This is a genomic window from Sphingomonas bacterium, assembly GCF_903643035.1.
In the GTDB taxonomy this organism is placed as follows: Bacteria; Pseudomonadota; Alphaproteobacteria; order Sphingomonadales; family Sphingomonadaceae; genus Sphingomonas.
This window is the reverse complement of record NZ_CAHJWW010000067.1, coordinates 1-11,981: the sequence shown is the minus strand read 5'-3', so window position 1 is coordinate 11,981 and position 11,981 is coordinate 1. Positions and strand designations below refer to the sequence as shown.

Sequence of the window (11,981 nt, the reverse complement as noted above, 5' to 3'; positions counted from 1 at the left end):
CGATCTCGCGGAAGCGGAGGATTCGGAGATCGATCAGCTGGAGATCCGCATCGACGACATGGTGGTGACGTTCATCTCCACGCACGCGGTGGTGGCGAGCGACACGCGTTTCGTGCTCACCGCTTCCAAGATTGCCAATAACCTGGAGCGCATCGCGGATGAAGCCACCACCATCGCCCGCCGGGCGCGGGAGCTGAACGGCGAGCCTCCGCTGCAGCCGTTGGTGGACATCCCGCTCATGGCCGCCACCGCGCAGGAGACGACGGGGGGCCGCCCGCGCGACGACGTCGGCCACGGCACCACCGCCAAGGAAGAGAACGGCAGGGCATCGCCCGGCGAGAGGAAGGAACAGCGTAGGAAGTTCCTGGGCATCTTCTGATCGTCGTCCGGCCGCTCCGTTCCGGCTCCCCATCCCCTCTGGCCATCCCCTCTGGCCATCCCCTCTGGCGCGGCCCTGCGTCGCCGCCTAAGGCGCGGGCCATGACGACCAAGACCGAGACCGACGCGCGCTCCCCGGTCATCGAGAGCCGCGACCAGCTGATCGAGAGCTTCGCGCGGGGCGAGAAGCCGGCGGAACGCTGGCGCATCGGCACGGAGCACGAGAAGTTCGTCTACGCGCTCGCCGACCGCCACGCGCCCTCCTACGACGAGCCCGGCGGCATCCGCGACCTGCTGGCCGACATGGAGCGATATGGCTGGCGCCCGGTGGAGGAGACGGGTCCCGACGGCACCAATGTCATCGCGCTCGACGGCGCCGACGGGTCGGTGAGCCTGGAGCCCGCCGGCCAGTTCGAGCTGTCGGGCGCGCCGCTGGCGGACCTGCACCAGACCTGCGGCGAGACCGGCCGCCACCTGGAGCAGGTGAAGGCGGCGGGCGGGCGACTGGGGCTCGGCTTCCTCGGCATGGGCATGTGGCCCGACAAGCGCCGCGACGAGCTGCCCGTCATGCCCAAGGGTCGCTACGACATCATGCGCCGCCACATGCCGCGCGTCGGCACCATGGGCCTAGACATGATGCTGCGCACCTGCACGATCCAGGTGAACCTCGACTATGCGTCCGAGGCGGACATGGCCAGGAAGTTCCGCGTGGGCCTGGCGCTCCAGCCGCTCGCGACCGCCTTGTTCGCCGCCTCGCCGTTCACCGAGGGCAGGCCCAACGGCATGCTGTCGTACCGCAGCCACATCTGGTCGGACACCGATCCGCAGCGGACCGGCATGCTTCCGTTCGTGTTCGAGGACGGCTTCGGCTACGATCGCTACACGGATTATGCGCTCGATGTGCCGATGTATTTCGTCCACCGCGAGGGTCGGTACGTCGACGCGGCGGGCCTGAGCTTCCGGGACTTCCTGCGCGGCGAGTTGCCGGTGCTGCCCGGCGAGAAGCCGACGCTGGACGACTGGACCGACCATCTGTCGACCGCCTTTCCCGAAGTGCGTCTGAAGACGTTCCTGGAGATGCGCGGCGCCGACGGCGGACCGTGGAGCCGGATCTGCGCGCTGCCCGCGCTGTGGGTCGGGCTGTTGTACGACGGCGGCGCGCTGGATGCGGCGTGGGACATGGTGAAGGACTGGAGCCTGGAAGGGCGGCAGGCGCTGCGCGACGGCGTGCCCAGGCTCGCGCTGGATGCGCCGCTGCCCGGTGGCGGCAAGCTGCGCGACATCGCCGGCGCCGTGCTCGACATCGCGAGCGCCGGGCTTGCGGCGCGCGCGCGGACGGATGCGGCGGGCAGCGACGAGAGCGGCTTCCTCGACCCGCTGCGCGAGATCGTCCGCCGCGGCACCGTGCCGGCCGAGGTGATGCTGGAACGCTACCATGGCGCCTGGGGCGGAGATGTCTCGCGGATCTACGACGAGGCGAGCTTCTGACCGCCGGTCCGGCACCGGACGGATCGGCGCCGCATCCGGGCGACCGGATCAGACGGATCCCCTCGTCATCCAGCGAAACGCCCTTGGTACCGGCCCCCGCCGCTCCATCCAGTCCCAATAGGCGCGATAGTCCGGATCGGGCAGCAGGTGCCGCTCCTCCGTCGTCGCCCGCCACCAGTATACCCCGCCCACCACGCCCAGCAGCAGCGTCGCGCGTAGCGCGTCGGTGACGCTGCCCGTCGTCAGCATCGGCAGCGTCGACAGCCACCAGAAGGCGTTCTTGGACAGGTAGGCCGGATGGCGCGACCAGGCATAGACGCCGTGCGTCAGCGTGCCGCGGTTCGTCAGGTTGGAGAAGCGGAGCCCGAACGCGCAGGTCGCGGCCGCGTACACCGCCGTCAGCGCCACCAGCGCGGCGCCCCATGCCGCCAGCAGCAGCGGATGCCCCGCCAGCCACCAGGTCCAGTCGGCGGTGCCCGGATGATAGTCGAGCGGGCCGTTCGTCCCCATCAGGATCAACGGCGGATAGCAGACCAGCGCCGCCGCCCATGCCGCCGCCCACGGGTTGGCGGAGCGGATGTGCGAGTCGAGCGGCCGCAGCGTCAGCAGATAGCCGACGCTCGCCAGCGCGACGTCGACCACGAACATCAGGGTCGTCAGCAGGTTGGACAACGCGACCGGATCGCCGGCGGCCCGTGACAGGTCCGCGCGCACCACCTGCGCGAAGCCCGGCGGCACGATCGCGAGCATGAACGGCAGGAAGAACGCCTTCACCGCCCAGGCCCGCAGGTGGCCCGCGATCGCCGGCGCGTCGGCGGGTGCGCCGGTCAGCCACGCGCCCAGCGCCCAGGCGCCGTCCCGCGGGCTCTCCAGCCGCCGGTCGAGCCACAGGACATAGGGCACCGATACCACGAACGCGGCGGGCGCGATCCAGGCGAGGCACCACATCGCAAAGGCGAACGGCCCCTGCCAGTAGAACCGCCCGGCGAAGTAGATCAGCGCCATCCCGCCCCATGTCGCCCACAGCCCGGCAAGCTTGACGAGGCTGGTGTCGACCGTCTCGCGCCACGGCCTGGGGGATGCCCAGCCGATCCCCGTCGAGGCCCGGCGATGCACCTTGTCGATCGCCAGCGACCAGCCGATCATCGGCAGCGCGCAGGCGGCGAGGCCGACGAGCGCCGACCACGGCCCATCCATGCCGAAGCGGCGCGCGACCGCAATCCACGACGCCAGCCCGGCGACGCCCGCGATGCCGACGCCGCCGCTCACCGCCGAGCGCGGGCGGGGGTCGTTGGCCCGGTCGGCCCGGGCGGCGCGTACGGGATCGTGGAGCATCGGGCAGAGCCTTAGCGCGGCAACGGTAAGCAAGCCGTGAACCATCCGCCGATCGCCGGAATCCGACCCTCGAGGAGGACGGCCGATGCGACAGGTTGACTGACATTCCGGAACGATCATCCGGTCTCCATGTTCGTGACAAGCGGGCGTTTGCTCATGGCCCGGATCATGACCCGAACAGGGGAGATACCGATGGACTCGACACCCTTACTGATCGGCTTCGTCATCATGTCGCTGGCATCGCTGGCGATATTCGCCGTGGGATCGAAGCTGCCGTCCGTTCGCGAACATACCTACTACCACTCGATCGTGCCGTTCATCGCCGCCACGAGCTATCTGGCCATGACCTTCGGCATCGGCGACTTCTTCAAGCTCGACGGCACCGTCACCCTGACCGCCCGCTACATCGACTGGTCGATCACGACGCCGATCCTGCTCACGGGGCTGGTGGTGACTGCGCTCTTCGGTCGCAAGTCCGATCCGGGCTTCCTCGTGTCGGTCATCACGCTCGACGTGCTGATGATCGTCGCCGGGCTGATCTCGTCGATGTCGACGCTGCCGGCGATGAAGCTCGTGTGGTTCGCATGGTCGTGCGCCGCGTTCCTGGGTGTCCTCTACATCCTCTGGGGTCCGTTGCGCGCCATCAGCCGAAGCGAGGGCGGGGCGATGGACGGGGCCTATGCGAAGAACCTCGTCTTCCTCACCGTGGTCTGGATCCTGTACCCCGTCGTGTTCGCGATCGGGCCGGAGGGCGTCCACGCCATCACGCCGCTTGCGACGATCTGGGCGATCCTGGTCCTCGATGTGGTGGCCAAGGTGGTCTACGCCTTCTACGTCGCCGCCAACATCGACAAGGCGATGAAGTCGATGGTCGCGCCCGAGAGCTACCGCGCGTGACGGGCGGGCGCGTCCCGCTCTTCGGGTGGGGCGCGTTCCTGTTGCTGGCGATCGCCGCGTCGCTGGTCGGGACGGGGGTGCAGGTGGCATTCGCGGCGCTGGCGGTCGGCGTGCTCGGCCTGCCCCATGGCGCCAGCGACCTGACGATCGTGGCGCCCGGACGGCGCCAGGCGTTCCTCGCCGCCTATGTCGGCACGATCGGGGCGGTCCTGTCGCTGTGGATCGCGGCGCCGATCTGGGGCCTGTCCGTCCTGCTGGCCTGTTCGGCGGTCCATTTCGCGCTCGACGACGAGGATCACGGCCCGTTCGGCTGGGCGAGGGGGGCGTGCCTCGTCGCCGCCCCGGCCGTGGTCCACCGCGATGCCCTGGCGGACCTGTTCGCGCGGCTGACGCGGAGCACCGCCGCGGCCGGGGACATCGCGTCGTTGTTGCAGGTCGCCGGCGTGCTCGGGCTGGCGATCGTGGTCGGCGGCCTTGTCCACCGGCGCGTGTCGCCGGCAAACAGCCTGACGGTCGCGGCGCTCGTCGCGGCGGTGGCCCTGCCACCGCTGACCGGATTCGCGGTCGGCTTCGTGATGCTCCACGCCTGGCGGCAGACGCAGGAGCGCCGGGACGAGCTGCGCTGTCCCACGATGGGCGCCTATCTGCTGCGGGTCGCCCCTGTCCTGGCGGGGGCGGCGGTCGTGCTGCTCGGCATCGCGACGACCCTTGCGGGGCGGCTGGCCGGCGACGTCGGCATCCTGTTCGCCGGCATCGCGGCGCTGGCGATGCCGCACATGCTGGTGACGCCGATCTGGCACCGACGCCCGGCCCCCTTGCCGCTGCGCCGCAGACCGCGCGGCGGGGTCGCGATCCGCCTGTAGACGCGCCGTAGCGGTCCCGGACGGCGCGTGCGGGGAGCGACGGCAGGTTGTCATCCGCGCCCGGCGCTCCGAAGAGCGGCCGGTGCCAGGTCCCCCCTCCCTCGACCCGCGCGTGCCGGCGCGGCCCCGCCGGCGAAGCATCGCCTCCGTCAACGCGGAGAGCCGCGACGGCATCGTGCCGGCGGCGGCCCGGATCACGCAGACCGACGACCGCCAGGGAGGCGCCGCACCGGCCGCGAACTATCGCACGGTCGCGCTGATCGTCGCGTGCGCGATGTTCATGGAGAACCTGGACGCGACCGTGCTGGCCACCGCGCTGCCGACGATGGCGCATGACTTCGGCGTGCGCGCGCCGGAGATGAGCGTGGCGCTCACCGCCTATCTGCTGGCGCTGGCGATCTTCATCCCCGCGTCGGGAAGCCTCGCCGACCGGCTGGGCGCAAGGCCGGTGTTCCGCGCCGCGATCGCGCTGTTCATGGCGGGCTCGATCGCCTGCGGTCTTGCGCCATCGCTGCCGGCGATGATCGCCGCGCGCTTCGTGCAGGGGACGGGCGGCGCGATGATGATCCCGGTCGGCCGCCTGGTACTGCTCCGATCCGTCGCCAAGCGCGACATGGTGTCGGCGATGTCGTGGCTGGTGATGCCGGCGCTCGTCGGCCCGATCCTCGGCCCGCCGGTCGGGGGCTTCATCGTCACCTATCTCGACTGGCGGTGGATCTTCTGGCTCAACGTGCCGATCGGCATCGCCGGCATCCTGCTGGTCGGGCGGTTCATCGCCGACGTGCGCGAGCCGTCGGCGCATCCGTTCGACGGCCGCGGCTTCGCGCTGTCCGCGCTCGCGCTCGGCTGCCTGCTCTCGGCGTTCGAGCTGGCGAGCCGATCGGGCGGCAGGAGGATCGCCGCGGCGCTGATCGTCGTGGGAGGGCTCGTGTGCCTGCTCTATCTCGCGCATGCCCGGCGGACCGCGCATCCGATCCTGGACCTGTCGCTGATGCGCGTGCCGACGTTCCGCGTATCGGTGCTCGCCGGATCGCTGACCCGCATCACGCAAGGGGCGCAACCGTTCCTGCTGCCGTTGATGATGCAGCTCGCCTTCCATCTCTCCGCCGCGCAGAGCGGCACGATGACCGTCGCGACCGCGCTCGGCTCGTTCGGGATGAAGGGGCTGGCGCGCCGTATCCTGCGCCGGTTTGGCTTCCGCTCCAGCCTCGTCGTCGTCGGCCTGCTGGGAACGACGTCCTATGCGGTATGCGGGCTGTTCCGGCCGGACTGGCCGCTGCCCGTGATGTTCGGCGTGCTGGTGGTCTCGGGCTTCCTGCTATCATTCCAGTTCACCGCCTACAACACGATCGCCTATGACGAGATCGGCAAGGAGCGGATGAGCGCCGCGACCAGCTTCTATTCGACGTTCCAGCAGTTGATGCTGTCGCTGGGCATCTGCACCGGCGGCGCGGCGCTGCACCTGTCGATGATGGCGCGGGGGCACGCGCTGCCGGAGTTCGCGGACTTCTCCGCCGCCTTCTGGACGGTGACGGCGATCTCGCTTGCGGCGGTGGTCTTCAACGCCCGCCTGGACCCGCATGCCGGCGACGAGCTGAGCGGCCGATAGCGGACGCCTCTTGCCGGCTCGCGCGCCGCGCGGCATCCGACGACCATGACATCGTAGCGAAGGAACCCGACATGAACCTGAACGGCATAGCAGCGATCGTCACCGGCGGTGCGTCAGGCCTGGGCAACGCGACCGCGGCGATGCTGGCCGCAGCCGGCGCGAAGGTCGCGATCCTGGACCTGAACGACGAGGCGGGCGGGGCCGCCGCCGCGGCGATCGGCGGCGCCTTCTTCAAGGCGAACGTGTCGGACGACGCGAGCGTCGCGGAGTCGCTGGCGGCCGCGGAGGCGGCGCATGGGCCTGCGCGCCTGCTGGTGAACTGCGCGGGCGTCGCGCCTGCGATCCGCATCGTCGACAAGCATGGCGCGGCGCATCCCCTCGACGCGTTCCGCCGCACGATCGAGGTGAACCTCGTCGGCACGTTCAACATGATATCCAAGTTCGCGGCCCGGCTGATCGCGGCGAGGATCGAGGGCGAGGAGGCGGGCGTGATCGTCAACACCGCCTCGGTCGCCGCCTATGACGGACAGATCGGGCAGGCTGCCTATGCCGCGTCGAAGGGCGGCGTCGTCGGCCTCACCATCTCGGCGGCGCGCGACCTGGCGCAGCACCGCATCCGCGTGATGACGATCGCGCCCGGCATCTTCCTGACGCCGATGATGAAGGGCCTGCCGCAAGCCGCGCAGGACTCGCTGGGCACGCAGGTGCCGCATCCCAGCCGCCTCGGGAAACCGGAGGAATATGCGCAGATGGTGGGTGCGATCGTCGCCAATCCGATGCTGAACGGCGAGGTGATCCGGCTGGACGGCGCGATCCGCATGGCGCCGCGCTGACGCTCTCCGCGCGGGTTTCCGGCAACGCCTTCACTCGTGTCGAGCGCCTCAGTCCGGCGGCGGCATCGCCTCGACCAGCGCCAGCACTCGCCGCGCCAGCTCGGGTCGGCAGATCAGCAGGTCGGGCAGCCAGGTGTTCGCCAGATTGTAGCGTAGCGGCGAGCCGTCGATGCGGCTGACGTGCAGCCCCGCCGCCGCCGCCACCGCCACGGGCGCGCAGCTGTCCCACTCATGCTGGCCGCCGGCGTGGAGGTATATCTCGGCCTCGCCACGGACCACCGCCATCGCCTTCGCGCCCGCCGAGCCCATCGGGACCAGCCCGGCGCCCAACGCCCGGGCCACCGCCGTCGCCTCGCGCACCGGGCGCGTACGGCTGACGACCAGTCGGGGAGGGTCCTGTGCCGGCGGCAGCGCGGGCGGGGCGCCCGACGTGAGCGTCAGGCCGATCGCCGGCAGCGCCACGGCCCCGATCGTCGCGACGCCGTCGATCGCGAGCCCGACGTGCACCGCCCAGTCGAGCCGCCCCTCGCCATATTCGCGCGTGCCGTCGACGGGATCGACGATCCAGACCCGCTCCCGGCCCATCCGCGCGCCGTCGCAGACCGTCTCCTCGGACAGCAGCCCGTCGTCCGGGCGTTGCTCGCGCAGCGCGTGGACGAGGAACTGGTTGGCGGTCTGGTCCCCCGCCTTGCCCAGCGCCTCGGCCGAGAACACGCCCGCCTCGCGCACCGCCAGCAGCAGCTTGCCCGCGGTCCGTGCGAGATGCGCGGCGAGGTCGACGTCCGTCATGGCCCGCGTCATTTCAGCGGCATGATCTGGCGAACGATGAACTCGGCGGCTTCGGCCGGCGTCATGTCGGAGGTGTTGACGACGATCTCCGGCCGTTCGGGCGGCTCGTAGGGGCTGTCGATGCCCGTGAAGTTGGCGAGCTCGCCGGCGCGCGCCTTCCGGTAGAGGCCCTTCACGTCGCGCGCTTCCGCGACCGCCAGCGACGTGTCGACGAAGATCTCGATGAACTCGCCGCCGCGCCCATCGGCCTGGAGCATCGCGCGCACCATCTCGCGTTCGGCGCGGAACGGCGAGATGAAGGCGGTCAGCACGATCAGCCCGGCATCCGCCATCAGCTTCGCCACCTCGCCCACGCGGCGGATGTTCTCGATCCGGTCCGCCTCCGTGAAGCCCAGGTCCCTGTTCAGCCCGTGGCGCACGTTGTCGCCGTCGAGCAGGAACGTGTGGCGGTTCATCAGGTTCAGGCGTTTCTCGACCTCGTTGGCGATGGTCGACTTGCCCGCCCCCGACAATCCCGTGAACCACAGCACCCGCGGCGTCTGGTTCTTCAGGCCCGCATGGTCGGCGCGGCCGATCGATGTCGGCTGCCAGTGGACGTTCTGCGCGCGCCGCAGCGAGAAGTGCAGCATGCCCGCCGCCACCGTCGCGTTGGTGATCCTGTCGATCAGGATGAAGCCGCCCAATTCCCTGTTCGGGCTCGTGCGGTCCTGCGCATAGGGTTCGAACACGATCGGGCGATCGGTCTGGAGCTCGGCGACGCCGATCGCGTTCAGTTCCAGCGTCCTGGCCGCCAGATGCTCCATCGTGTTGACGTTCAGCTGGTACTTGGGTTCGCGCACGCTCGCCGACACGGTCTGGGTGGCCAGTTTCAGCCAGTAGGAGCGGCCGACGATCAGCGGTTCGTCGTCCATCCAGACGATCGTCGCCTCGAACTGGTCGGCGGTCTGCGGCGGCGCGTCGGCGGCGGCGATCACCGAGCCGCGCGAGCAATCGATCTCGTCGGCGAGCGACAGCGTCACCGACTGTCCCGCGACCGCCTCGTCGAGGTCGCCGCCAAGCGTCGTGATGCGGCTGACCGTCGACGTCCTGCCGCCCGGCAACACGCGGATCGCATCGCCCGGCTTCACCGTGCCGCTGGCGATCAGGCCGGAGAAGCCGCGGAAGTCGAGGTCGGGGCGGTTCACCCACTGCACCGGCATCCTCAGCGGTTTGGCCTGGTCGGCGTCGACGCCGACCTCCACCGTCTCCAGATGCTCCATCAGAGTCAGCCCGTCGTACCACGGCATGTTGTCCGACCGATGCGAGACGTTGTCGCCCCTGAAGCCGGAGATCGGCATGGGCGTGAAGGCGGCGATGCCGATGCCGGCCGCGAACGCGGCATAGTCCGCCACGATCGCGTCGTAGCGCGCCTGGTCGTAGCCGATCAGGTCCATCTTGTTGACGGCCAGCACCAGCCTTTCGATGCCGATCAGATGCGCGAGGTAGCTGTGCCGCCTCGTCTGCGTCAGCACGCCCTTGCGCGCGTCGACCAGGATCACGGCCAGGTCCGCGGTGGATGCGCCGGTTATCATGTTGCGGGTGTATTGCTCGTGGCCCGGCGTGTCCGCGACGATGAACTTGCGCCGCTGCGTCGAGAAGAAGCGATAGGCGACGTCGATCGTGATCCCCTGCTCGCGCTCGGCGGCGAGGCCGTCGACGAGCAGCGCGAAGTCGATCTCACCGCCCTGCGTGCCGACGCGCCTGCTGTCCGCCTCCAGCGTTTCCAGCTGGTCCTCGAAGATCATCCTGGAGTCGTACAGCAGCCGGCCGATCAGCGTCGACTTGCCGTCGTCCACCGATCCGCAGGTGATGAAGCGCAGCATGGTCTTCCGCCGGTGCCGGTCGAGATAGGCGTCGACGTCGTCGGCGATGAGGGCGTCGGCGCGATAGACCCTGTCGAGCGTGGCGATGCCGTTCATCAGAAATACCCCTCCTGCTTCTTCTTCTCCATGCCCGCGCCGCCGGCGTCCTTGTCGATCGCGCGGCCCTGGCGTTCGCTGGTGGTGGTCAGCAGCGTCTCCTGGATGATCTGCGACAGCGTCGAGGCGGTGCTCTCCACCGCGCCGGTCAGCGGATAGCAACCGAGCGTGCGGAACCGGATCGAGCGGTCCACCGGCACCTCGCCGGGGCGCAGGCGGAACCGGTCGTCGTCAACCATCAGCAGCATGCCGTCGCGCTCCACGGTCGGGCGCACCCCGGCGAAATACAGCGGCACGATCGGCACGTCGTTCAGCTGGATGTATTGCCAGACGTCGAGTTCGGTCCAGTTGCTGATCGGGAAGACGCGGATGCTCTCGCCCCTCCCGTCCCGCCTCGCGTGCTTGCGCGCGTTGTAGAGGTTCCACAGCTCCGGCCGCTGGTTCTTGGGGTCCCAGCCGTGCGCGGCGGTGCGGAACGAGAAGATGCGCTCCTTGGCCCTGGACTTCTCCTCGTCGCGCCGCGCGCCGCCGAACGCCGCGTCGAAGCCGTATTGGTCCATCGCCTGCTTCAGCCCCTCGGTCTTCCACATGTCGGTGTGGAGCGCGCCGTGGTCGAACGGGTTGATGCCCCGCTCGATCGCCTCCGGGTTCTTGTGGACCAGCAGTTCCATGCCGCTCTCGATCGCCATCCGGTCGCGCAGGGCGTACATCTCCCGGAACTTCCAGGTCGTGTCGACATGCAGCAGCGGGAACGGCGGCGGCGAGGGATGGAAGGCCTTGCGCGCCAGGTGCAGCATCACCGCCGAATCCTTGCCCACCGAATACAGCATCACCGGCCGGTCGGTCTCGGCGACCACCTCGCGCATGATGTGGATCGCCTCGGCCTCCAGCCGATCCAGATGGGTAAGGGTCTTCGCCATTCTCGCAGTCTCCGCAGGGACGCCTGCCCGAACCGGGGAGGTCCCCGCAATCAAGTCCTCGTTGCACGCGCAAGCGTCCCGCTATGGCCGCGACGAAAGGCGTCCCGCGTTCGCGGGGATGACGGGGGGACGGGGACGTCATAAGGGCTCGGGCGTGGCGCGCCCGGTCCACGTCCCGGCGCGGTCGCGGCTGTCCGCGTGACGGGAAGCCGCCCAGCAAGGGGACTTCGAATGTCGTCATCATCGTCCACAGACGCCGTGCTGTTCGACGCGCGCGCCGACGGCATCGCGATCCTGACGATCAACCGCCCCGACCAGCGCAACGCGCTCGGCCGCGAGGTGCGCGAGGGGCTGTTCGCCGCCTGGGACCGGTTCGAGCGCGATCCCGCCTTGCGCGTCGCGATCCTGACGGGGGCGGGGGACCGGGCGTTCTGCGCCGGCGGCGACCTGAAGGAGATGGTCGAGCGCGACCTGCGCGTGCCGCCGCGCGACATGTTCCCGGTGCCCGGCGACACCATCGAGCTGAGCAAGCCGACGATCGCGGCGGTCAACGGCGTCGCCTTCGCCGGGGGCTGGATGATCGCGCAGGGCTGCGACCTGTGCGTCGCCAGCACCGCCGCGCGCTTCGCCATCACCGAGGTGAAGGTCGGCCGCGGCAGCCCCTGGGCCGCGCCGCTGATCCACATGATCCCGCAGCGGATCATGATGGAGATCATTCTGACGGGCAAGCCGATCACCGCGCAGCGCGCGTACGAGATCGGCCTCGTCAACCGGCTGGCCGAGCCCGCCGGGCTGATGCCGGCGGCGCTGGCGCTGGCGGCCGAGATCCTCGACGGCGCGCCGCTGTCGGTGAAGGCGGGGCGCGAGACGGTGATGCTCGCGACCGAGATGGGCCGCGCCGCCGCGCTCCG

11 protein-coding genes are annotated in these 11,981 nt (G+C 70.1%); 7 read left to right on the top strand and 4 right to left on the bottom strand.

The features are described 5' to 3' along the window. Together HUV01_RS06270 and HUV01_RS06265 are read left to right on the top strand one after the other, a co-directional pair. Positions 1–379, top strand: a 379-nt coding sequence (locus tag HUV01_RS06270) for a phosphate signaling complex PhoU family protein (RefSeq protein WP_302480026.1), incomplete at its 5' end; no start/stop codon positions are given. Positions 380–480: 101 nt separating this feature from the next. Next, positions 481–1,866 carry a glutamate--cysteine ligase gene (locus tag HUV01_RS06265; protein WP_174297446.1) on the top strand — a complete coding sequence of 462 codons (1,386 nt, stop codon included), beginning with the start codon at positions 481–483 and terminating at the stop codon, positions 1,864–1,866. A gap of 48 nt (positions 1,867–1,914) precedes the next feature. On the opposite strand, the gene HUV01_RS06260 is transcribed toward HUV01_RS06265, so the two are convergent. Then, positions 1,915–3,201 carry an isoprenylcysteine carboxylmethyltransferase family protein gene (locus HUV01_RS06260; RefSeq protein ID WP_174297445.1) on the bottom strand — a complete coding sequence of 429 codons (1,287 nt, stop codon included), beginning with the start codon at positions 3,199–3,201 and terminating at the stop codon, positions 1,915–1,917. A gap of 192 nt (positions 3,202–3,393) precedes the next feature. Between HUV01_RS06260 and HUV01_RS06255 the strand changes: the two genes are divergently transcribed. The 4 genes from HUV01_RS06255 (at position 3,394) to HUV01_RS06240 (ending at position 7,403) form a co-directional block, all read left to right on the top strand. Beyond that, positions 3,394–4,098 (top strand): bacteriorhodopsin, encoded by a 705-nt coding sequence (locus tag HUV01_RS06255; protein ID WP_174297444.1) that lies wholly within the window; start codon positions 3,394–3,396, stop codon positions 4,096–4,098. Then, positions 4,095–4,961 (top strand): Brp/Blh family beta-carotene 15,15'-dioxygenase, encoded by an 867-nt coding sequence (locus tag HUV01_RS06250; protein ID WP_174297443.1) that lies wholly within the window; start codon positions 4,095–4,097, stop codon positions 4,959–4,961. Before HUV01_RS06255 ends, HUV01_RS06250 begins: the two co-directional genes overlap by 4 nt. An 82-nt stretch (positions 4,962–5,043) precedes the next feature. Further along, entirely contained in the window at positions 5,044–6,570 is a 1,527-nt protein-coding gene (locus HUV01_RS06245; RefSeq protein ID WP_254606419.1) for a DHA2 family efflux MFS transporter permease subunit, read from the top strand. A gap of 71 nt (positions 6,571–6,641) precedes the next feature. Continuing rightward, positions 6,642–7,403 (top strand): SDR family NAD(P)-dependent oxidoreductase, encoded by a 762-nt coding sequence (locus HUV01_RS06240; RefSeq protein WP_174297442.1) that lies wholly within the window; start codon positions 6,642–6,644, stop codon positions 7,401–7,403. Between the two features lie 48 nt (positions 7,404–7,451). Here HUV01_RS06240 and HUV01_RS06235 read toward each other — a convergent pair whose 3' ends face one another. The 3 genes from HUV01_RS06235 to cysD are packed head-to-tail and all read right to left on the bottom strand — an operon-like array spanning position 7,452 to position 11,070. Continuing rightward, a complete protein-coding gene (locus HUV01_RS06235) occupies positions 7,452–8,192 on the bottom strand; it encodes a 3'(2'),5'-bisphosphate nucleotidase CysQ (RefSeq protein WP_174297441.1) in 741 nt (246 codons plus the stop codon). Between the two features lie 8 nt (positions 8,193–8,200). Then, a complete protein-coding gene (cysN, locus tag HUV01_RS06230; protein WP_174297440.1) occupies positions 8,201–10,150 on the bottom strand; it encodes a sulfate adenylyltransferase subunit CysN in 1,950 nt (649 codons plus the stop codon). Further along, positions 10,150–11,070: a sulfate adenylyltransferase subunit CysD gene (gene cysD / locus HUV01_RS06225; protein ID WP_174297439.1), complete on the bottom strand. Its 921-nt coding sequence runs from the start codon at positions 11,068–11,070 to the stop codon at positions 10,150–10,152. The genes cysN and cysD overlap by 1 nt, the downstream gene beginning before the upstream one ends. 231 nt (positions 11,071–11,301) lie before the next feature. Here cysD and HUV01_RS06220 point away from each other — a divergent pair. After that, on the top strand, positions 11,302–11,981 hold a 680-nt coding region (locus tag HUV01_RS06220; protein ID WP_174297438.1), incomplete at its 3' end, for an enoyl-CoA hydratase/isomerase family protein.